We start from the raw sequence: 22,624 nt of genomic DNA, 5'->3' as shown, positions 1-22,624 counted from the left end.
GGGCGCTCTTGCTGTCGCGCTACAGCTCTTAATGGTAACTCACGAAAGCGGGGGGCATTCACGCTAAACTACATTCTTTACTTATCCACTCAGGACACGACGTGACCCAGCTTCCTGCCCTACCGACTGCTGTTTTCAAGGCCTACGATATTCGAGGCACGGTTCCCGAACAACTGAACCCAGACTTCGCCTATCAATTGGGCCTGGCACTGGCCACCAGTGCCCGTGAACAAGACGTTCAAACCCTGGTCGTGGGCTACGATGGCCGCCATAGCAGCCCTTCTCTGTCCCAGGCCCTGCAAAAAGGCATCCAGGCAGGGGGTGTCAACACGGTGGACCTGGGGATGGTACCCACCCCGGTCGTTTACTTTGCCGCCAATGTCTTGGAAACAGGCTCGGGGGTTGCCATTACCGGCAGCCATAACCCATCCAATTACAACGGGTTCAAGATGATGATGGCCGGCAAGACCCTGCACGGGCAGGACATCCAGGGCCTGATGCAACGCATGCAGGCCGGCGCCCAGCCAGCGCCTCAACCCGGTACAGGCCAGAAGAAAGATATGCTGGACCAGTACGTGCGCACGATCGCCGAGCGCGTCACCCTGGCGCGCCCGATGAAGATCGCCCTGGACTGTGGCAATGGCGTGGGCGGCGTCGTTGCCGCCCGGCTGTTCAAGGCCCTGGGCTGCGAGGTCGACATGCTGTTTGAGGAGGTGGATGGCAGCTTCCCCAACCACCACCCTGACCCGGCCGAGCCGCACAATCTGCAAGACCTGATCGCGCATGTACAAAACACGGATTGTGAAGTGGGCCTGGCCTTTGACGGTGATGCCGACCGCCTGGGCGTAGTGACGCGCTCGGGCCAGATCATCTGGCCAGACCGTCAACTGATTCTGTATGCACGCGATATTTTGCAACGCGAACCTGGCTCCACCATCATTTTTGACGTGAAATGCAGCCGCCATGTCGCTCTGGAAATTGCCAAGGCTGGCGGCCAACCCTTGATGTGGCAGACCGGTCATTCCCTGATCAAGGCCAAGCTGGCCGAGACGGGCGCCCCCCTGGCTGGCGAGATGAGCGGCCACGTTTTCTTCAAGGAAGCCTGGTATGGCTTTGACGACGGCCTGTACACCGGTGCACGCCTGCTGGCGATTCTCTCGCGCACAGCCAACCCCACGGCCGAACTGGAAGCCTTGCCCCAGGACTTGTCGACACCCGAACTGAAACTGCCACTGGCCGAGGGTGAGCCCCATGCCCTGATTGCCCGGCTCCAAAAAGAAGGGCGTTTCCCAAGCGCCAATCAGCTCAACACCATTGATGGCGTGCGTGCCGAGTATCCCGATGGCTTCGGTCTGGCTCGCGCCTCCAATACCACGCCCGTGATTGTGCTGCGTTTCGAGGCCCAGTCCCAAGACGCGCTCGATCGGATTCAAGGGGAGTTCCGGGCGGCACTGCTGGCCTTGAAGCCGGATGCGGCATTGCCTTTCTAAAGTCGCGTTGATTCACTAGCGTCCAGTAGCCCTGCTCCAGGCTCTGGCAATCTAAAAAAACGGGCTGAACTGTCTGCGATGACTTGGTTGTGAATCCAAGACTTCAACGACCGTTCAGCCCGTTTTGTCTACCTTGGTCTTGAACCAAGGCGGTCAACACCCTATCGGCTCAAAGATTGGTACAGATCCAGATGGGCCTGACTGATCCGGTCTATATCAAATGCCTCTTGCGCCAGGCGCCGACTTTCAACGCCCATCGCCTGTCGCTTGACCGTATCCTCACCCAGTTCCATCACGGCTTCTGCCAATGCCTGTGCATTTCGCACCGGCACCAGCACGCCAGTGACTCCTGGCTCGATCGCATCGCGGCAACCGGGCACATCGGTTGTGACCACCGCCCGTCCGCAGGCAGCGGCTTCCACCAGGGATTTGGGCAAGCCCTCACGGTAAGACGGCAGCACAGCAATATGCGATTGGGCGTAAAGCTGCGCAATATCGCGCCGTTCCCCCAGACACTGCACCAGGCCTTGTTGCTGCCAGCCTTGCCACTCCTGATCGCTGATGCTGGCCGGATTACCCGGGTCGGGGCTCCCGGCCAACACCCACTTAACCGGGCTGCCTTGAGCGGCGCTGATGCGGGCCGCCTCCACGAACTCTCGCACCCCTTTGTCCACCAGCAGGCGAGACACCATCAAGGCGACGGGCGGGCCCGGCGGCTCGGGCACAGCCTGAAATTCGTTCAGGTCCACTCCGGAGCCACGAATCAGGATGCATTGGTCGCGTTTGACCACGCGATCGTTCAGCAGCACATCACGATCATTGCTGTTCTGGAAAATCACACGGCTGTTGGGATGCCCCAAGGCAATACGATAGAGCAGCAAAGCAATCCAGCGCACGGGGTCAAAGGACTTCTCGCGTTGAGTAAACACATACCCCAGACCGGACACGGCGGCCAAGAAACCGGGCACGCCAGCCAGCCGCGCCGCAATGCCGCCATACAAAACAGGTTTGATGGTGACGGCATGAACCAGTTCGGGGCGCTCCCGTCGGAACAGGCGCCACAAGGCCCAGATGGTTTGCAACTCCTGTAAGGGATTGGTCCCGCTGCGCGTCATGGGCAGTGCATGATGCTGCAAGCCGTGGCGCTCAATGTCGGCAACAGCAGGGCCGTCCATGGTAGCGACATGCACATCGTACCCTTCACGCTGCGCAGCTTGCGCCAAGGGCAAACGGTGCGACAGGAAAAAAGCCGGATTATTCACCACAAACATCAGCATGCGGGTTTTGTTACCCGACTCATCGGTCAACACACTGAGGGCCTGACGGCTGCGCTTGCGTTTGGGTGGATGCTGGGCCGTCAAGGTCTTCCAGGCCTGCGTGTAATTCTTGACCATGCCTTCCAGGGAAAACAGACGGGCCACCCGTTCACGGGCATGCTCATGCCGCGCCTGCCAGGATGGCGCACCCAGCTCATCGACGGCGCTGTTGATGGCGCCGGCCAGCGCCTCGGCATTGCTGGGCGGCACGATCCACCCCTCATTGCCCACGATCAGGGCCGCATCGCCCACATCAGTGACCACGTTGGACACACCGGCAGCCATGGCCTCGCACACCACGTTGGGGAAACCTTCTGCCGAACTGGACAAGACATGCACGTCCAAGGCATTCATCAGACGAGGCACATCGCTGCGACGCCCCATCAAAATGACACTGTCACGCAATTGATGTTGATCCAGCAAACGCATCAAGGTCTCGTTGCTGCTGTCCATGCCATCACCAATCAGCAAGCAACGCAAAGTGGGATGCCGGTGCAGGCTGCGAGCCAAGGCCGCCAGCAAATTGGGGTGATCCTTCAAGGGATTCCAGCGGGCCACACTGCCTATGACGGGCGTATCCAGCGACAGGCCCAGCTCTTGACGCACTGCTTCGCGTGCCTGCTGATCGGGATGCCAGCGGCTCAAATCGTAGCCATTGGGAATCACCTTCATGATGTCGGCGCGATACCCCCATTGCTTGTGACGTCGGGCCGCGTTCTCGGCGCAAGACACAATCAGATTGGGAATCAGGCGCGACAGGCGGGCACACAACCAGGCCACCAGGCGCGCTTTCGGGCTGCCCTGATACAAGTTGGCCCCCGAGTTGCGAATGCCCCAGGAAACCGCCGGAATGCCCACCAGACGCGCTGCCGCGCCGCCAATCAGATCAGAGTGGTACATCCAGGTTTGCACAACATCGGGCTGCACCTCGCGCAGCACCCGCGTCAATGCCCCCAGCCCTTTCAGAAAACCCAGGGGTGACTGCATGTGCAGGCAATACAGAGGAATATTGGCCGCACGTAGCTGCGGCCCAAAAACATCTTCGTCACCCAACGAGATCACAATATGTTCAGTGTCCTGCCCGGGGGCCGTCACCAGACGAAACAGAACCGTTTCCGCTCCCCCCTGCCCCAGCCCGGCAATAATATGCACGACCCGCAAGGCGGGCCTTGTTTTTCCTGCCTTGTCCTCATCCGCTTCCTGACTCAACGACGCTGGTTGCACTGCACTCATGCTTTGGCTCCCTCTTTTATACCGCCACGGGCGGTCTGAAAGACCTGGTCCCAGTTAAGCAAAACCTGCTCTAATTCATAACGCTGGCGCACCGCGGCCGCAGCGCGACGCCCCAGCACACCCCGAAAAACGCCATCCCCCATCAGCTCGGCCAAGGCAGCAGTCAAGGCGCCTTCGTCCCCAACCGGCACCAGCAAGGCATCTTTGCCATCGGAACTGATCTCGCGCGGGCCACTGGGACAGTCCACCGTGACGGCAGGCAAGCCCATCGCCATGGCTTCCAGCAGTACGTTCGGGAAACCTTCCACTTCCGAAGTCATGACAAAGGCATGGGAGCGCGCCATCTCCTGCCAGGGCTGGGCCGTTTTGCCAGCCAGCTCAATCCGGTCGCTCGCCCCGCACAGGGCGATCTGCTGTGCCAACTGTGCACGCTGCGGGCCATCGCCCCAGATCTTCAGTTTCCACTCCGGGTAATCGGCAGCCAGTCCTGCAAACACGCGAATCAGCACGTCAAAGCGTTTAGAGGGCACCAAACGGCCCATGGCCATCAAGGTGCAATGCCGGTTTTCCTCCACCCGCACCTCGCGTTGTACCGCATCCAGCGCCTGGGGCAAGGGGTTGGGTACAACCATGACCTGTTTCATGCCCGGCACCATGGCCTGAAACGCTGCGACACTGGCACGGGTCTGGACGGTAACTACCTGGGCTTGGGGATACAGACGACGACGCAGGCCTTGCAAAAGCTTGCCGGCACTGCTGCTGAAGGCCGGATTGGTACGCTCGCCCACCACAATGGGAACGCCCATCTTGCCCAGCCCCAGCAACACATTGATATTCACATTGGTCAGAAAAGAAACGATCACGTCAGGCTGCTTTTCATGCACCAGCTTGCGCATGGCACGCAGCTTGGCCAGGGGTTTGGGCAGCCAGCTGCCGCGCATGCGATGGGCCAGCCACACCACCTCCACCCTGGAATCGATTGGGTAAAAAGCAGTGCCTCCCCCGCTGTAGGTTGGCACCAGGGTCACCTGGTCACCTCGCAAGCCCCAGGCATTCGCCAAGGTAGAGGCGACACGCTCGGCGCCGCCTGCGTTCAGGGAGCTGACGAAAAACAGAATATTCACTGGGCCTCCGTGGGCTCATCGACCGGATAGCGAGAGTCTACCGACACGACGCAAAGCGCCATTTTAAGTCCGACGCAGGCACTGTTCCAACACTTGCTGCCATAGCGCCAGAACGCGGGCCGAGGAAAAACGGTCACGCACATCGGTGGCTCGACGCGCCAGGCGCTGGCGCTTGTCCTCATTGGCCATCAGGTCGGACAAATGCGCCGCCAAAGCCTCGATATCCTCAACCGGACGCACCAACACACCATCAATATTGGCGCGAATAATCTCACGAGGTCCGGTATCACAATCGAAAGCCACCGCGGTCAGGCCACTGGCCATCGCCTCCAGCAGGCTGTTGGACAAGCCCTCCATCCGGGAACTGAGCACATACAGATCCGACTGTTCGTACCAGTCCGCCATATTGCCAACACGCCCCGGGAGCTGAATCCGCTCCTGCAGTTCCAGCTCCTGGATCCGCGCCTCCAGCGCCCCCCGCTGCTCGCCTTCGCCCAGAATCACCAGATCCCAGTCGGGGAAATAGTTCGATAGCATGGCAAAGGACTCGATCAGGGTGTCAAAACCCTTGACCGGGTGCAAGCGGCCCACCGCCAGCAGGCGCTTGCGCCCATCTGGCAAGGCGGGAACCGGCACCAAAGGCTCGGCACTGTCCATGGGCCAGCGCACTGCATTGGGAATCACGTGTACCTGACTGCCAGGGACATGCTCACGCAGCCAGTCTGCGGTGCCGGCGGTCAAGGCAATAACGGCGTGTGCCTGCGGATAAGTACGTAAGCGGGCTTTCTGCCAGAAAGGCGACAACGATTGAGACGGTGGGTGGGTATGCTCGGTTGCAATCACTTTGCAGGGCAGGCCTTTGGCGGCCGAGATAGCCAGCACAGAGGAGGTGGTCATCATGCCCAGAACGACATCGGGCTTGGTTTTTCGCAACAAAGCACGCAAGCGGCTGACACGACGCCAGTTTTTCCACAAGGCATCCAGACGGCCCCGGCTGTTGCCTGCCGTCCCCAGAACATGACGCTCCACTCCTTGCGCCACGGTATATGCGTCTTGGTCACAACCGGCCTGCGTCACCAGGGACACTCGATAGCCACGCGCCACCCAGGCTGCGCTCAAATCGACTGCAACACGTTCCGCCCCGCCCCCACCCAAAGAGTGGATCAGCAACATGATATGAGGGCGAACTACCGAATGACTGTGCACGTTTTCCTATTCCTGCGAACCAGACGCCGTTGCGCTGGCTGGCTTTAAAGCCAAAATGAAATAACACGTAAAAGAGGCCGCGTACATCAGACTGGTCGCCAGCATGATTCCCGAAGGACCCATGCGTGCCGCCAGCACCGGATTCAAGGCCGCTTTCACCAGAAAATTGATCACGGCAATGATTGCCATGGATTTATAACGGTTCTGACTGGCCAGCAACTGCACCAAAATCAGCACCCCAAAATAAAAAGGCAGTTGCACCAGCCCCCACCGAAACACCTGGGCGACCGTGGCCGTATCCTGCGCCGTGAAGGCGCCGCGCTCAAACAGCAGCGCCACGCCCCAGGGAGCCAGCAAGACACCAATGGCCGCTGCTCCCGCACCAGCCAGCAACATCATGACTGACCACTTCAAGGCCATGGAGCGGGCACGGGCCTGATCTCCCCGGCTCTGGACATCTGCCAGTACCGGCAAGGCGGCACGGCCTACCGACGCGGCCCCCACCCCCAGCACCAGCGCCAGCAAACGCGTGGCATAGCCCAACGTGGCGTTGGCATTGGCACCCAGATTGGCAGCCGTATATTGGTCGATCGGACCGACAAAACTCATGGCCACCTGCCCTACCAGCATGATGGTGGCCGCCTTGAGCAGATCGGGCCATTGCTCGGCACGCAAGCTGATACTGGGGCGCGCCCAGATCTGATCGGCCCGTGAGGCCAGGACCATCAACCATAGCGCCTGAATAGTCAGGCCCAGCAAGGTGCCCCACAGCAGCGGACCAATGCCCGCATTGGCCCCTGCCGCCAGCACCCAGATGAGTATGACAAAGGCCGGAACGCTATCGAGCAAGGTATTGATGTGGCGCTCATGAGCGCGCAGACGAGCGGCGCTCAAACCTATCATCAGGGTCAGCACAGCCGCTGGCGCAAAGGCAAACAGCAGCTCCTGACTCATTTCATGAACCGCGGGACTCAAGCCCTGCCCAGTCCATTTCAGCACCCAGGGCCAGCTGATCCAGATCAGTGCGCCCAGCACACAGCCAAGCACGATGCACCAGGCCTTGAGTTCCCCTAAAAAGCGGCTGCGCGCAGCCGGTTCCAGGCGATGCAGGCGCACCAGAACGGGAATCAACACAACCGACATGGAACCGACAATGGTGACGGGCAGCCAGTTGGCCATGACCATCGTGAATTGATAGGCATCGACGACATCGCTCACACCATAGCGATACGCCACGGCCATTTCCTTGAAAGCGCCCGCCGCCTTGCCTAGCAATAGAAAAAACGCCACCCGCATCGCCCCCAGGGCGATGCGACGATGGTCGTCATGCAGACTAGACAGACGTGCTTTCAGGCCGGTCCAAATCAACTCAGAAACGCCACATACCAGGGCATGGCAACATTCAGGCCCTGCAAAATTGTGTGAGTCGGCTCGTAGCCCAGTTCAGTGCGAGCTTTAGAGATATCCGCTTGCGAATGCAGTACATCCCCGGCACGAAAGTCCGCATAAACAGGCTGCTTGGTGTAGTTGATCCCGTTGCGGCTCAAGGTCTGCTGCAAATACCCGAACAGCTCGTTCAGGCTGGTTCGGGCATTCAGTGCCACGTTGTAGACCTCGGCCGTGCGGGGCTTTTGATGCACAGCGGCCAGGATATTCATCTGGATCACGTTATCAATGAAACAGAAATCGCGGCTGGTCTGACCATCACCATTGATTTGCACGTCCTGGTTCTGGATCATGGCCGATACCCATTTGGGAATCACGGCCGCGTATGCGCCATTGGGGTCCTGACGTTTACCAAACACGTTGAAATAACGCAGGCCCACGCTGGAAAAACCATAAGCACGGGCAAACACGTCTGCGTACAACTCGTTCACGAACTTGGTGACCGCGTACGGAGACAAGGGGCGTCCGATGGTATCTTCCACCTTGGGCAAACCGGGATGGTCGCCATAGGTGGAACTGGAGGCCGCATAGACAAAAGCGCCGACCTGCTCGTCACGCGCTGCCACCATCATGTTCAAGGCGCCGCTCACATTGACCTCATTAGAGGTCAATGGATCGTTCAAAGAGCGAGGCACTGAGCCCAGGGCCGCCTGATGCAGCACATAATCCACGCCCTTGACGGCCTGTCGGCAGGTGTCCAGATTGCGGATATCCCCTTCGATAAAGCGGAAACGGGCCCAGCGCTCGGCACCAACCTGATCACGCACCTCGTCCAGATTGTATTGATGGCCAGTCGCGAAGTTGTCCAGCCCTACGACCTGTTGATCCAGGTTCAGCAACGCTTCCAAAAGATTGGAACCGATAAAGCCGGCACAGCCCGTCACCAACCAGGTTTTAGGCTGATTACGCAGCTGCTGGCTCGCCTGTTCAAATGCAGAGCTCATAATGCTTTCCAAAATTAAAGGCGCAGATCGGACTGGTCGCGATCAAACACATACTTCAAGTCGTAGAGCACATGTTCGGGCTTGCCCCACTGGCGCACCCCTTCAATACCCAGTTCCTTGAACTGGTTGTGGGCCACAGCCACAATCACCCCGTCATACTCGCCTGCCTGGGGAGTCTCGATTGGGGTAATGCCGTATTCGTGCTCTGCCTCTTGCGGATCAACCCATGGATCATAGACATCCACATGAACATCGTATTGCTTGAGCTCATGCACGATATCGACGATACGGGTGTTGCGCAGATCCGGGCAATTTTCCTTGAAAGCCAAGCCGAGCAGCAGCACGCGAGAGCCTTGCACCTGAATGCGGCGCTTGGTCATGGCTTTGACCAGTTGGGATGCTACATAGCCGCCCATGGAGTCGTTCAGACGGCGGCCAGCCAGAATGATCTCGGGATGGTAGCCAATAGCCTGAGCCTTATGGGTGAGGTAATACGGGTCCACACCAATGCAGTGACCGCCAACCAGACCGGGACGAAACGGCAGGAAGTTCCACTTGGTGCCGGCCGCCTCCAGCACGTCCAGGGTATCAATGCCCAGACGGTTGAAAATCAGGGCCAATTCGTTGATCAGCGCAATGTTCACGTCGCGCTGGGTGTTCTCGATCACCTTGGCAGCCTCTGCCACACGAATGGAGCTGGCCTTGAAGGTACCGACAACAATAATCTCGCGGTACAGGGCATCGACCAGATCTGCAACCTCGGGGGTCGAGCCGGAGGTCACTTTTTTGATCGTGGAGACGCGATGTTCCTTGTCACCCGGGTTGATCCGCTCAGGGCTGTAACCGGCATAAAAATCTTCATTAAAGCGCAGGCCCGATACCTGTTCGAGCACGGGCACGCACACTTCTTCGGTCGCGCCCGGATACACCGTCGATTCGTAAATGACAATATCACCACGCTTGAGCACTTTACCGATGGTTTCAGAAGCTCGAACCAAGGGGGTCAGGTCAGGCTGCTTGAACTCATCAATGGGCGTGGGCACGGTCACGATGAACACATTGGCCTGGGCCAACTCATCGGCCTCGCAGGAATAACTCAGGCCGGTGGCCTGGGCCAGCTCTTCGCTCTCGACTTCCAAGGTGCGATCCACCCCTTCCTTGAGTTCGGCGACACGACGCGCGTTAATGTCAAACCCAATAACGGAACGCTTTTTGCCAAACTCCACTGCCAAAGGCAAACCGACATATCCCAAGCCGACTACGGCCAGTTTCACATTCTCAAGTTGCAACTTCATTCTCCAGTTAGCGCTATGCGCAAGGAATAATCTTGAACGCCTAACAGTATTAGTCCCGGTCTGCCCGCCGCCTTACCGAGGGCAGCAGCAACCAGGAGGGGCGACGCCACGAAACCAGACGGGAATAGAGCCAGATATAAACGAGTGAAAAGGCCAACATGCTGGCGCACAAGGCCCAGGTATTGTCCCACCAGATCGTTGCCGGAACCAAACCGATCAAAGCCAGCACCCACAGGTAAGGCGAGGTCATGGCGTTACAAAACGCGGGCAAGGCCCCGCCACTGTCACGACTGAACGTGGAGCGCACCAGACGGCGAAACACCAGTTGATGCAAGTGCAAGGCATCGGGCTGATCCACGGGCACACCGCGTTTGAAACGCCGGCGCCAAATCGAAAACAGGGTTTCAAAAACAGGGTAAAACAATACCGCCAGGGCATAGAAGGGCGATACGCTGGGATTGCGCACAACGAGCTGGACAGCCAATTCGGCCAGCATGAAGCCCAGGAAGTACGCCCCGCCATCGCCCAGAAAAACGCGCCCGAAGGGAAAATTCCAGACCAGAAATCCCAAGGTGGCCGAGGCCAACGAGGCGGCAATCAGAAAAATCGGAATGTCTTGCACCTGCAAGGCTACCAGCGCCAAGGACAAGGCCATCAAGGTGGCAATCATGCCGGCCAGGCCATTCATCCCGTCAATAATATTGAGGGCATGTGTACAGCCACCGACAGCGATCATGGTAAAGAGCAAGGAAATGGGCCAAAAACCCAGTACCCAATCTGCCCAACTGACCCCCACACGCGAGACTCCGCCAAGCAGCCACCAGGCGATGGCTGCCGACAAAAAGGCGGCCAGCAAGCGCTTGAGGGAACCCACATCCTTGGTGATGTCCTCGACCAGACCCGCCACAAACACCGGCATGGCGGCCAGAAACAAAACCGGCCACAACCAGGTCAAGGTCATATTGCTCGGACCCAGCACCAGCAAACCGGCCAAACTGCCGGCCACCACCGCCAGCCCCCCCACGCGGGGTGTGGGGCGGGAATGGGAAGCCTGGGGCTTGCTCAGGTCGCTGTCCCCGGTCAAGCGGCCGTGCCAACGTTCGGAGGCTACAATCAGCCCGCCGACCATAAAAGCCACGACACAGATATACAACCAGGTAAAGGATTCCCCCATCTGAGGTAAAGACACCGCGTAACACCCTGCAAGGTTAGGAACTACATTATTATCAACCTGCCTTCCGGATTGTGTCCGTGACCAGTCGCATTAAGTGCAACAATTTCCGTCAAGTTCCGTATCACTTTCGCATAGGCAGGAGTAGCTCGCTAATTTGCCCGAGCGCGAGCCCGAAAGCAAGTATTTTGCGGGATTGACGCTCAGGAATCGGGTTGGGGCAACGGTTCGGTAGAAGCCAGTTGATTGCCGCACTCGGTCAAGAGCCGGCGCAACCAGCGATGACTGGGCGAGTGCCGGTTGCGTTCATGCCAGAGCTGATAAAACCGCATGGGCGGGAACTCCAGCGGAGCCTCCAGAATTGCCAGGGGCAGCAGGCGGCAATAGAACTCGGCAAAGTGGCGCGAAGTGGTAAACACCAAGTCTGTATTCTGTAGCAAATACGGTGCTGCCGAAAAAGACTGCACCACGACACTCTCATCACGCTGAATGCGCAGAGCCGACAAGGTAGTGTCGATGACACCGCGCTGATTGATGGAATACGGCATGGGCACCACATGGCGTGCACGCACATAATCGTCCAGGGTCAGGCCCTTGCGCGCCAAAGGGTGGGTCGCCGCGACCAGACAAACGATCTGATCTTCCAACAGCACCGACAAGTGCATGCGATCGGGCGGCTCGGGCCAGTTGCCGATGACCATATCCAGATCCCCTTCAGCCAGCGAACGCTCAAAATCGAAACTGGCATCCAGGGAATGCAAATTCAGGCGTGCGCCCGGTGCTTCCCGGCGCAGACGCTCGACGACCCCACCAATAAAAACAGGCGCCAGGTAATCCGGCGCGCCGATATGAAATTCGCTACGGCTGACCTGCGGGTCGAAACTGTCCGGCGCATTGACCATGCAATCAATTTCAGCCAAAGCGCCCTTGGCGTGAGCCAGCAGACTGATGGCACGCTCGGTAGGCACCATGCCGCCTTTCTCACGAACCAGCAATGGATCGCCAATAATGTCGCGCAAGCGTCGTAGAGCCGCACTGATAGCAGGCTGCGACTGGTTCATTTTGAACGCGGTACGCGAGACACTGCGCTCGGTAACGAGTAGGCAAAACACCCTCAAAAGATAGGTATCAAGCGGGTTATCCCCACGTCGGGCGGCCATCCTGTTCTCTCCTTCTTACGCTTTTTTCCAGCATGATAATGACATACATGCACAATACGAGATGGCATATATCATTTATACGCCTAATTCTATTTTATTTATAAGCAGAAAACTTAAACTGGTCCCACATAAGAAAATCATAGCCCCCCCTGGCGGTGGTTTATAAGGGTTTGATTAAAACAAGCAAACCATGTAAACGCCTCCCCACTACCCTTGATACAACGGCTCCCAGGCCTGGCCCTGGAGTCGGCTCGGCTCGCATTCTTTACGCTTAGACAATCGGACTGACACATGACTACTCAAACCCTCACCACCTCCCAGGCGCTGGCTGAACTCTCCAGCCTGGACCAGAGCCAATTTGTGGACAAGCTCGAAGGTATTTTTGAACACTCCCCTTGGGTCCCTGAGCGTAGCTGGAACCAACGTCCCTTTGAGAGCGTGGATCAACTGCATGCCTGCATGGTGCATGTGGTCGAACAAGCCTCTTACGAGGAACAGAAAAACCTGATCTGTGCTCACCCCGAACTGGCGGGCAAAGAAGCCGAGCAAGGCACGTTGACCACGGCGTCAACGGGTGAGCAGCGTGGCGCCGGCCTGGACCAGTGCTCAGCCGAGGAGCTGGCTCGCCTGCGCAGTCTGAATGCACAGTACCGCGAACGCTTTGGCTTTCCCTTTGTCATCGCTGTCAAAGGACTGAGCCGCTACCAGATCATGGACACGGTTCAAGCGCGTCTGAACAACAGCGCTGAAACCGAGTTCCAGACCTGCCTGACCGAAATCGGCAAGATCGCCCGCTTCCGTCTGGACGCGCTGCTGGCCTGAACCTGAAGCCTGCCGGATCACGCATTGATCCAACAAGATTATCAGGGCAGCGACAGCCTGCGGCACGCTGCCCTTTGTTTGCTCTGACCTTGCCTGCGCGGGGCTGCTTGCCACACCGCGCAGCTTTGCCTCATCGAGGATCTGCCATGACCATCACATTGAAGCTGGAAACCCTGACCGCTGATGCCTTCGCCCCGTTTGGCGACGTTATCGAGGCGAGCGACACGGTGCAGCATTTCACCATCAACGAAGGCAATACCGAGCGCTACCACGACCTGGCCAGCATTGACCCCGGCACGGACGGTCGAGCCATCGTTTCGATTTTTCGCGGCCAGCCGCGCAGCCTGCCCTTTACCGTGGAGATGATGGAGCGTCATCCCAAAGGCAGCCAAGCCTTCATCCCCCAGTCGGGCCAACCCTACCTGGTCATCGTGGCCCCCGCCGGTCCCGCCCCCAAAGCCAGCGAATTGCGTCTGTTTCTGGCCCGCGGCGATCAGGGTGTGAACTATGCGACCGGCGTGTGGCACCATCCGCTGATGGCATTGAATCAGGTCGCCGATTTCATCGTCATCGACCGTAAAGGCCCGGGTGACAACTGCGATGTCATCCAATTGGAAGAAAAAGCCATCATCGCGGAATTGGAGACCACCGCAGCGTGAGCCAGTCCTGTCCGATCACGCCGGACCTAGCGCCCATTTACGCGCATCGTCCGGCAGATATTGACCCTGAGCATTGGCGCGCCCGTGTCAATCTGGCCGCTGCTTACCGGCTGGCCGCCCGCCAGGGCTGGGACGACCTTATCTACACCCACCTGTCTCTGCGTCTGCCGGGCCAGGATGGGCTGTTCCTGATCAATCCTTTTGGTTTGCGCTTTGCGGAAATCTGCGCGTCCAATTTATTGCTGATTGACACGCAAGGGCAGGTCGCGGACGGAACCGGTCGCCGTGCCAATCCCAGTGGTTTTGCCATTCATGGCGCGGTTCACCGCGCCCGTGCGGATGCACACTGTGTCATCCATCTGCATACCGACGCCTCCATCGCCGTATCAGCGCTGCCCTGCGGACTTCTGCCCCTGTCACAGCACGCCATGCGCTTCTGGCAAGACATCGGCTATCACGACTATGCTGGACTGGCCTTCCCGCCTCAGGAGCAAGAAGCCCTGCTGCAGCAGCTAGGTGCCCATCCGGCCCTGCTGCTTCGTAATCACGGCGCCCTGACTTGTGGGCGCACCGTTGCCGAAGCCTATGTCTTGATGGATGCTCTGGAGCGCGCCTGCCGCATTCAGCTCTCGGCCATGGCAGCCAGCCCGCAACTGCATCTGCCCCCGAAGGATGTGCTGGATTTGACACATCGCCAGCTTTTACCGGGGAACGAGCCCGAGGGCTTGCTAGAATGGCCGGCTCTGCTGCGCAAGCTCTACCAGAGCGAGCCGGATTTTTGCCGCTAATCCATCCCCCTTACGGAGTCTTTATGCCTTCTATCAACGTACAACTATTCGACGGCCGTCCAGTGGAAATCAAGCGTGAACTTGCTCAGGCCCTGACCAAAGAAGCCTGTCGCGTGCTTGGCTGTTCACCAGAGGCGGTTGATATTGTCTTTACCGACGTCAAGCGCGAGAACTGGGCCACAGCCGGTGTCCTGTGGTCGGACAAATAAGCGAATTTCCCAAAGCGGCTGGCAAGCCGCTTTTTTTTTCATCAGCCTCGTCATCCCGCGACAAGCTGGCACGAATCAGTAATTTGGCGGCTTCTAACACAGTTTTTGACGCTGGACTAGGTGGGCAATACCCCTAGCAGCGAAAAACACCTGAAAAAAGCAGGAATAGACTCGACTACGGCGTGAACACAGCCCCCCGTCTACCGGGCTTATATCCTTTCACCCTTGCACCGATCAGCCTGCCATATGTTTTTACGTATTCTACTTATCAAGCCGTACCGCCTTCCAGTGATACCGCCCATCCGATAACTTTATGCTTACGCGGCCCAGGCATCGGCTGCGCATAACGTATTAAATAAGGAGACCCGGATGTCCGCCAACCCAGAAGTGTCCACACCCACTGCTTGCGACGGTGTAGACGAGCGCCTGCCAACGGCGCGCCTGGCAACCCTTGGTTTACAGCACGTCATGGTGATGTACGCAGGTGCAGTTGCTGTCCCCCTGATTATTGGCGCCGCCCTGGGCCTGACCAAAGAACAGATCGCATTCCTGATTAATGCTGACCTGCTGTGCTGTGGCCTGATTACCATCATCCAGGCTCGCGGCTTGGGTATCTTCGGCATCAAGCTGCCGGTGATGATGGGAGTGTCTTTTGCGGCAGTCAGCCCCATGATTGCCATTGGCCTGGACCCTCAACTGGGTCTGCCGGGCATTTTCGGTGCCACCATCCTGGCCGGTATCTTCAGCATTGTGATCGCCCCGGTATTCAGCCGTCTGATGGGGCTTTTTCCGCCCGTTGTGACTGGCATCATCATTACCGTCATTGGCGTGACGCTGATGCGTGTGGGCCTGAACTGGATCGGCGGCGGCTCTCCAACGATTACTGACCCAGCCACTGGCCTGTCCATGCCCAACCCTGAATACGGCTCGTTGGAGAACCTGGCCATTGCTTTGATGGTACTGACCGTCATCTTGCTGATCACCAAGTTCGCACGCGGTTTTCTGGCAAACGTAGCGGTGCTGATTGGGCTGCTTGCGGGCTTTTTCGTTTCACTGGCCATGGGTCGCATCACCTTCGATGGCCTAGATCAGACCAGCTGGTTTGCCGTGGTGACGCCCTTTCACTTCGGGGTTCCCACATTCAGTTGGGCACTGCTGGGCGCGGCGGCAGTATTGTCACTGATCATGGTGGTCATCATGGTTGAATCCCTGGGCATGTTCCTGGCACTGGGTTCCATCTGTGGCCGTCCTACTGACCGTGAAGCGCTGGTGCGTGGCCTGCGCACTGATGGGCTGGGTACGCTGGTCGGTGGCATCATGAACACCTTTCCACACAGCTCCTTCTCGCAAAACGTGGGGCTGGTCAGCGTGACCGGCGTACGCAGCCGCTGGGTATGCGTCATGGGCGGTGCTTTCCTGATCATACTGGGCCTGTTTCCCAAAATGGCCTTTGTCGTGGCTTCCATCCCCAACTACGTTCTGGGTGGCGCGGGCATCGTGATGTTTGGCATGGTGGCTGCCACCGGCATCAAGATCCTGATGTCTGCCAACCTGAATCGCAACCCCTACAACCCCTACATCGTGGCCATCAGCCTGGGCTTTGGCATGATTCCCCTGGTCGCCGAGCACCTGCTGGACAAGATGCCTCCCGCTCTGGCTCCCCTGCTGCACAGCGGAATCCTGTTGGCCGCCGTCTCTGCCATCGTGCTGAATCTGTTTTTCAACGGTGTTCAGAAATACGCAGATCAGGGCCACACGGTCGAATCCACTGCCGCCACCCAGGCCCGCAAGCAGGCCGACGCAGCCGAAACGACCGAAGACAGCAGCAACCATCTGGCCGCACAAAACGGCTAAGCCGCCCTCCTTTTCGAGTAAGCGCCCGACCTGAAACGGGCGCTTACTCAAATTTCCGCAGTACATACGGAAAAGTATCGACTGTCCATAATTAATCTAAGCACAGTCAGTAGCACCCCCTATCCAAAAACCAAAGCCTCAGGCCGAAAGGGACATCAGATCCCAAGGGCCTGCTTGCGCTCAAACAAAGAGGAGACACCATGAAACATCGACGCCCCGCCGCCCGTTGGGCATGCACATTGCTGGCCGCCCCCCTGCTATCGGGCACTGCTCTGGCCGCAGACTGGAGCGACACGTTCCTGGGCTATCGCTTCAGCACGCAATACACCGAGCCCATGAACGATCGGACTATCCAGAAGCACATCCTGAGCCTGACGCACGTCAACGGCTACAGCCTGGGACAGAACTTTTTTAATCTGGATGTTTTGCAGTCCGACCGCTACGACCCGTCCAGCGGAAATGGCAGCAATGGCGCCACCGAGTTCTACGCGACCTACCGCCACCAGCTTTCCATGGGCAAAGTGTTCGACAAGGACCTGGGCTTTGGTCCGGTCAAGGACGTAGCCATCACGGCAGGCTTTGATCTGAACACCAAGAACACCGCCTTTGCACCTCGTAAGCGTCTGCTGGTGCTGGGCCCGACCTTCAAGTTTGATGTGCCCCGCGGCTTTGTCGATCTCAGCCTGATGATCGGTAAAGAATGGAACCACTGCGGCCTGGGAGCACCAGCCTGCCCCGATAGCCGCCGCTCGTTTGACCCTCAGTTCATGGCTAGTCTGAACTGGAACCTGCCTTTCGAGGTAGGCGCCTTGCCGCTGAAGTTCCAGGGTTTTGCCAACTATGCCAGCCCCAAAGGCCATGACTACGCCGGGATCAGCACCAAGTCTGAAGTCCTGGTGCGTACCTCCCTGATGGCGGACGTAGGCAAAGTGGCCTTCGACAAGAAAAACACCCTGTGGGTGGGCATTGGCTATGAATACTGGCACAACAAATTCGGCAACCGCTACATGGCGAACGGCAACCTGAAGCCCGGTATTAAAACCAGCGCTCCGACCGTACAGGTGGAATGGCATTTCTAAGCAGGAGACAAGAAAAAACCGCTTCTCACAGCGGTTTTTTCATCAGAAAACAGCCTCCGTCTAGAACTGCACCTCGCCATCCCAGTAGCCTGGCGTGTTGTAGATGACTCGCAGGTAATCGATAAAGCGCCGCACCTTGGCGGGCAAATAGCGTTGCTGCTGATACACCGCCTGAATGTCATAGCTGGGGACTTCGAACTCATTAAGCACGGTGACCAGCTCGCCTCGCTTGAGTTCGGGCTGGATCTCCCAAGTGGACCGCCAGCCTATGCCCCAGCCCTGCTTGACCCAGTTAAAAAGCAGCTCACCGTCATTGCAATCGAGGTCTCCATCGACTCGTACCGCAAAAGGCCGGCCATCACGCAAAAAGGTCCAGCCCCGCTGCTGCCCGCCCTGCAAATTGAACGCCAGACAATTGTGACGCGCCAGGTCCTCGGGCACACGCGGCACGCCGTGGCGCTCAAAATACCCGGGCGTACCACACACTACCCGACGGTTCGGATACAAGCGCACCGCCACGTAATTGGGGTCGGTGACCTCGCCAATCCGCAAGGCCATGTCATAGCCTTCGCGCACCAGATCGACCACGCTGTCCGTAAAGTTAAAGGACAGCTTCAGTTCGGGATAGCGTTTTTTAAAGGACAAGGCATGCGGGGCTACATGGCGCCGTCCAAAGGCCGCCGGAGCCGATACCACCAGGTGCCCACGCACCACCTTGCGCTGGGCGCTGATGCTGGCCTCCGCCTCCTCAAAGTCTTTCAGGATCTGCTTGCATTGCTCCAGAAATTGTTCGCCCAAATCCGTCAGGGTCAGACCACGAGTGGAACGGTGCATCAAACGTACGCCCAGACGCTGCTCCAGTGCATCCAGGCGACGGCCCATGACCACGGGGGTCACGCCCTCGACCACGGAAGCAGCCGCAAAACTGCCTTTTTCAGCGACCAACGCAAAACTTCTAATTTCGGTGTAACGGCTCATTCAATACTCCAAGTATCGATAGAAACAATCGTACCACCATTTCTAGGCAGGTCTATCACTCCTTATTATCGAGTTGTGAATTTCGTCAAACGATGATCTAGGAGATATCAATGGCTCGAATGAGAGCAGTGGACGCCGCCGCCGCAATTTTACGTAAAGAAGGCGTGAGCACCGTATTTGGCGTGCCCGGCGCCGCCATCAACCCCTTCTACTCCGCGTTGCGCAAAGAAGGTGGCTTTGATCACATTCTCGCCCGCCACGTGGAAGGTGCCTCCCACATGGCCGAAGGTTTTACCCGTGCCAATCCCGGCAATATCGGCGTGTGCATCGGCACATCCGGCCCCGCTGGCACAGACATGATTACCGGTCTGTACTCCGCATCGGCTGACTCGATCCCGATTCTGTGCATTACCGGCCAGGCCCCTCGCGCCCGCCTGTACAAAGAGGATTTCCAGGCTGTGGACATCGAATCCATTGCCAAACCCGTGACCAAGTGGGCAGTGACCGTTCGCGAACCCGATCTGATCCCGCGTGTGTTCCAGCAAGCCTTTCACATCATGCGCTCGGGCCGCCCCGGTCCTGTGCTGATTGATATGCCTATCGACGTGCAGATGGCCGAGATCGAATTCGATCTGGACACCTACTCGCCCCTGGAAGCGTACAAACCGACGGCCACCCGCGCTCAGGCTGAAAAAGCCATCGAACTGCTGAACGCTTCCGAGCGTCCGCTGATCGTCTCCGGTGGTGGTGTCATCAACGCCAACGCCTCCGAGCTGCTGCAAGAATTTGCTGAACTGGTCAATGTGCCGGTCATCCCGACCCTGATGGGCTGGGGCACCGTGGCTGACGATCACCCGCTGATGGCCGGTATGGTCGGACTGCAAACCTCGCACCGCTACGGCAACCAGACCTTGCTGGCATCGGACTTTGTATTTGGTATCGGCAACCGCTGGGCCAACCGCCATACCGGTTCGGTTGACGTCTACACCGAAGGCCGCAAGTTCGTGCACGTGGATATTGAACCCACCCAGATCGGGCGTGTGTTCGGTCCGGACCTGGGCATTGCCTCGGACGCCGGTGCTGCGCTGAAACTGTTTATTGAAGTGGCCAAAGAGTACAAGGCTGCCGGCAAGTTGCGTGACCGCGCCGCATGGGTTGCAGAATGCCAGAAACGTAAAGCCACCTTGCAGCGCAAGACCAGCTTTGACAATGTGCCCTTGAAGCCGCAGCGCGTTTACGAAGAGATGAACCGCGCCTTTGGCCCCTCCACCACCTACGTCAGCACCATTGGTCTGTCGCAGATTGCCGCCGCCCAGTTCCTGCACGTGTACAAGCCACGCCACTGGATCAACTGCGGTCAGGCAGGCCCACTGGGCTGGACCATTCCTGCCGCTTTGGGTGTGGTTGCGGCTGACCCAGGCCGTGAAGTGGTGGCCATTTCGGGCGACTACGACTTCCAGTTCATGATTGAAGAGCTGGCCGTGGGCGCACAATTCAAGCTGCCTTACCTGCACATTCTGGTCAACAACGCCTACCTGGGTCTGATTCGTCAGGCACAACGCGGCTTTGAGATGGACTATTGTGTGCAACTGGCCTTTGACAATATCAATGCCCCTGAAACCGAAGGTTATGGCGTGGATCACATCACCGTGGTGGAAGGTCTGGGTTGCAAGGCCATCCGCGTCCACAAACCCGAAGACATTCAGCCTGCCATTGAACAGGCTCGTGCATGGATGAAAGAATTCAGCGTGCCGGTTGTGATTGAACTGATCCTGGAGCGCGTCACCAACATTGCCATGGGCACCGAACTGCACAATGTGACAGAGTTCGAATCCCTGGCCGAAGCGGGTATTGACGCCCCCACCGCCATCTCGCTGATGGACTGATTGCTGATTTAAAAAACGGAGTAGCACTATGCCAAAATTTGCCGCCAACCTGACCATGCTGTTTAACGAGCACGACTTCCTGGATCGCTTCCAGGCAGCGGCCCAAGCCGGTTTCAAGGGAGTGGAGTACCTGTTCCCCTACGCCTACGACAAACAGCAGCTGGCTGACAAACTGCAACAACACGGTCTGACCCAGGTGTTGCACAACCTGCCTGCGGGCGACTGGGACGGCGGCGAGCGCGGCATTGCAATCCTGCCCGAGCGTGTGGGCGAATTCCAGGACGGCGTTGGCCGTGCCATCGAATACGCCACCGCGCTGGGCTGCAAACAGGTGAACTGCCTGGCCGGCAAACTGGCCGACGGCGCTGATCGCGAAGTGGCCCACAAAACGCTGGTCAGCAACCTGCAGTTTGCGGCAGCCAAGCTGAAAGACGCTGGTCTGCGTCTGCTGGTTGAACCCATCAACACCTTCGACATCCCCGGTTTCTACCTGAATCGCACCGAACAGGCTGCGGCCCTGTTGCAGGACGTCGGTTCGGACAATCTGTTCATTCAGTACGACGTCTACCACGCCCAGCGCATGGAAGGCGAGCTGGCCAACACACTGAAAAAGCACCTGGACAAGATCGCACACATTCAGATTGCAGATAACCCCGGTCGTAACGAACCGGGTACGGGCGAGATCAACTACGCCTGGCTGTTCAAGTACATCGACAGCATCGGCTATCAAGGCTGGATCGGCGGCGAGTACAAGCCCGCTGGCGTGACCAAGGATGGCCTGGGCTGGATGACGGAGCTGACAGAAGTCACCGCCTGATCGTCGGATACCTGCAGATAATTATTAGGAGATTACACAATGGCTAAAATCGGTTTTATTGGTTTGGGCATCATGGGCGCACCCATGGCGGTCAACTTGATCAAAGGCGGTCATGAACTGTTCGCCTACACCCGTGGCGACTTCCCCAAAAGCGTCAAGGAAGCAGGCGCTACCGTTTGCGAGAATGGCGCCGAAGTCACCCGCCAGGCTGACATCATCATCACCATGGTTCCCGATACCCCCCACGTGGAAGATGCCCTGTTTGGTGAAAACGGCGTGGCCGCGGGCCTGAGCGCTGGCAAGATCGTGGTGGACATGAGCTCCATTTCCCCGGTCGCCACCAAGGACTTTGCCGAACGCATCGTCAAGCTGGGCGGCGAGTACCTGGACGCTCCCGTCTCTGGCGGGGAAGTCGGCGCCAAGGCCGGCTCCCTGACCATCATGGTCGGTGGCAAGCAGGAAGCCTTCGACAAGGTCAAGCCGCTGTTCGAACTGATGGGCAAGAACATCACCCTGGTGGGTGGCTACGGCGACGGTCAAATCACCAAAGTTGCCAACCAGATCATCGTGGCCCTGACCATTGAAGCCGTGGGCGAAGCCCTGTTGCTGGCCTCCAAGGCTGGTGCCGATGCTGGCAAGGTCCGTGAGGCCCTGATGGGCGGTTTTGCCAACTCGCGCATTCTGGAAGTTCACGGCGAGCGCATGGTCAAGCGCACGTTTGACCCGGGCTTTCGCATCGAATTGCACCAGAAAGACCTGAACCTGGCCCTGACCACCGCGCGTCAGCTAGGCGTGGCTCTGCCCAACACCGCTACCGCACAGGAGTTGTTCAACACCTGCGCCGCGCACGGTGGCGCTGCACAGGACCACTCCGCGATGGTCCGGGCCCTGGAGATCATGGCCAACTACGAGATCGGTCAATAAGACCGGTTCAAGGGGGTTCCTGCCCGTGCTGGTTTGCTGCATGCCCCAGACCAGCACAGGCGTGGCCTCCAGCAAGCGGGCTGCAGCCCGCTTTTTTTACCGCCGGACCTCACCAGGACAGCCTGCACTCCCCAGGGGGGCAGCAAGTCCCAGTGATCTCATGAAGGCGTGTTGTAGCGCGGTAAGATGGTCAGTTGCCATCGCTCTGCCTTAGGATTGACCC

Annotated in this window: 19 protein-coding genes and 1 pseudogene; 10 read left to right on the top strand and 10 right to left on the bottom strand. The window is 58.4% G+C overall.

Annotated elements, in window-relative coordinates; genetic code table 11:
• The first annotated feature begins 101 nt into the window (after positions 1–101).
• Positions 102–1,490 carry a phosphomannomutase/phosphoglucomutase gene (locus RSQ48_RS02865; RefSeq protein ID WP_415302148.1) on the top strand — a complete coding sequence of 463 codons (1,389 nt, stop codon included), beginning with the start codon at positions 102–104 and terminating at the stop codon, positions 1,488–1,490.
• A gap of 161 nt (positions 1,491–1,651) precedes the next feature.
• Here the strand turns inward: RSQ48_RS02865 and RSQ48_RS02860 are convergent, their stop codons facing one another.
• The 9 genes and pseudogenes from RSQ48_RS02860 to RSQ48_RS02820 form a co-directional block, all read right to left on the bottom strand.
• Complete coding sequence (locus tag RSQ48_RS02860; RefSeq protein ID WP_059318800.1) at positions 1,652–2,767, bottom strand: glycosyltransferase family 4 protein; 1,116 nt, start codon at positions 2,765–2,767, stop codon at positions 1,652–1,654.
• 207 nt (positions 2,768–2,974) lie between these two features.
• A pseudogene (locus RSQ48_RS02855) lies at positions 2,975–4,039 on the bottom strand (glycosyltransferase); the annotation flags it as partial.
• Positions 4,036–5,163, bottom strand: coding sequence for a glycosyltransferase family 4 protein (locus tag RSQ48_RS02850; protein ID WP_415302147.1), 1,128 nt, complete (start codon positions 5,161–5,163; stop codon positions 4,036–4,038). The pseudogene RSQ48_RS02855 and the gene RSQ48_RS02850, both read right to left, overlap by 4 nt.
• Before the next feature lie 63 nt (positions 5,164–5,226).
• On the bottom strand, positions 5,227–6,336 hold the full coding sequence (locus RSQ48_RS02845; protein WP_039943882.1) for a glycosyltransferase family 4 protein: 1,110 nt from the start codon (positions 6,334–6,336) through the stop codon (positions 5,227–5,229).
• Between the two features lie 39 nt (positions 6,337–6,375).
• A complete protein-coding gene (gene murJ / locus RSQ48_RS02840; protein ID WP_003803848.1) occupies positions 6,376–7,737 on the bottom strand; it encodes a murein biosynthesis integral membrane protein MurJ in 1,362 nt (453 codons plus the stop codon).
• Positions 7,734–8,759: an SDR family oxidoreductase gene (locus RSQ48_RS02835; RefSeq protein ID WP_336579838.1), complete on the bottom strand. Its 1,026-nt coding sequence runs from the start codon at positions 8,757–8,759 to the stop codon at positions 7,734–7,736. Before RSQ48_RS02835 ends, murJ begins: the two co-directional genes overlap by 4 nt.
• Positions 8,760–8,773: 14 nt before the next feature.
• On the bottom strand, positions 8,774–10,048 hold the full coding sequence (gene tviB, locus RSQ48_RS02830) for a Vi polysaccharide biosynthesis UDP-N-acetylglucosamine C-6 dehydrogenase TviB (RefSeq protein ID WP_003803850.1): 1,275 nt from the start codon (positions 10,046–10,048) through the stop codon (positions 8,774–8,776).
• 55 nt (positions 10,049–10,103) lie between these two features.
• Positions 10,104–11,228, bottom strand: coding sequence for an MraY family glycosyltransferase (locus tag RSQ48_RS02825; protein WP_003803851.1), 1,125 nt, complete (start codon positions 11,226–11,228; stop codon positions 10,104–10,106).
• A 200-nt stretch (positions 11,229–11,428) separates the two neighbouring features.
• Entirely contained in the window at positions 11,429–12,385 is a 957-nt protein-coding gene (locus tag RSQ48_RS02820) for a LysR family transcriptional regulator (RefSeq protein ID WP_003803852.1), read from the bottom strand.
• A gap of 291 nt (positions 12,386–12,676) precedes the next feature.
• Between RSQ48_RS02820 and uraD the strand changes: the two genes are divergently transcribed.
• From uraD to RSQ48_RS02790, 6 genes are all read left to right on the top strand, one after another.
• A complete protein-coding gene (gene uraD, locus RSQ48_RS02815; RefSeq protein ID WP_003803856.1) occupies positions 12,677–13,207 on the top strand; it encodes a 2-oxo-4-hydroxy-4-carboxy-5-ureidoimidazoline decarboxylase in 531 nt (176 codons plus the stop codon).
• A 146-nt stretch (positions 13,208–13,353) separates the two neighbouring features.
• The gene (locus RSQ48_RS02810; protein WP_131071281.1) at positions 13,354–13,866 is read left to right on the top strand and encodes an ureidoglycolate lyase; all 513 of its coding nucleotides are present in this window, start codon (positions 13,354–13,356) and stop codon (positions 13,864–13,866) included.
• A complete protein-coding gene (locus tag RSQ48_RS02805) occupies positions 13,863–14,654 on the top strand; it encodes a class II aldolase/adducin family protein (RefSeq protein WP_415302146.1) in 792 nt (263 codons plus the stop codon). The genes RSQ48_RS02810 and RSQ48_RS02805 overlap by 4 nt, the downstream gene beginning before the upstream one ends.
• 23 nt (positions 14,655–14,677) lie before the next feature.
• Entirely contained in the window at positions 14,678–14,863 is a 186-nt protein-coding gene (locus RSQ48_RS02800) for a 4-oxalocrotonate tautomerase (protein ID WP_003803864.1), read from the top strand.
• A 369-nt stretch (positions 14,864–15,232) separates the two neighbouring features.
• Complete coding sequence (locus RSQ48_RS02795; protein ID WP_003803867.1) at positions 15,233–16,717, top strand: nucleobase:cation symporter-2 family protein; 1,485 nt, start codon at positions 15,233–15,235, stop codon at positions 16,715–16,717.
• Between the two features lie 200 nt (positions 16,718–16,917).
• A complete protein-coding gene (locus tag RSQ48_RS02790; protein WP_003803868.1) occupies positions 16,918–17,796 on the top strand; it encodes a hypothetical protein in 879 nt (292 codons plus the stop codon).
• A 60-nt stretch (positions 17,797–17,856) separates the two neighbouring features.
• Here RSQ48_RS02790 and RSQ48_RS02785 read toward each other — a convergent pair whose 3' ends face one another.
• Entirely contained in the window at positions 17,857–18,774 is a 918-nt protein-coding gene (locus RSQ48_RS02785) for a LysR family transcriptional regulator (RefSeq protein ID WP_003803877.1), read from the bottom strand.
• A gap of 110 nt (positions 18,775–18,884) precedes the next feature.
• Between RSQ48_RS02785 and gcl the strand changes: the two genes are divergently transcribed.
• Genes gcl through RSQ48_RS02770 form a run of 3 tightly spaced genes read left to right on the top strand, consistent with a single transcriptional unit; the run spans position 18,885 to position 22,401 of the window.
• Complete coding sequence (gene gcl / locus RSQ48_RS02780; protein WP_003803878.1) at positions 18,885–20,660, top strand: glyoxylate carboligase; 1,776 nt, start codon at positions 18,885–18,887, stop codon at positions 20,658–20,660.
• A 28-nt stretch (positions 20,661–20,688) separates the two neighbouring features.
• Complete coding sequence (gene hyi, locus RSQ48_RS02775) at positions 20,689–21,477, top strand: hydroxypyruvate isomerase (protein WP_131071279.1); 789 nt, start codon at positions 20,689–20,691, stop codon at positions 21,475–21,477.
• Positions 21,478–21,516: 39 nt separating this feature from the next.
• Positions 21,517–22,401 carry a 2-hydroxy-3-oxopropionate reductase gene (locus RSQ48_RS02770; protein WP_003803882.1) on the top strand — a complete coding sequence of 295 codons (885 nt, stop codon included), beginning with the start codon at positions 21,517–21,519 and terminating at the stop codon, positions 22,399–22,401.
• Positions 22,402–22,624: the final 223 nt, after the last annotated feature.

The sequence above is a fragment of the Alcaligenes sp. SJTW-7 genome (assembly GCF_047716895.1).
Lineage (GTDB): Bacteria > Pseudomonadota > Gammaproteobacteria > Burkholderiales > Burkholderiaceae_B > Alcaligenes > Alcaligenes ammonioxydans.
The sequence above is the reverse complement of the archived record's forward strand: the minus strand, read 5'-3'. Positions and strand labels throughout refer to the sequence as shown.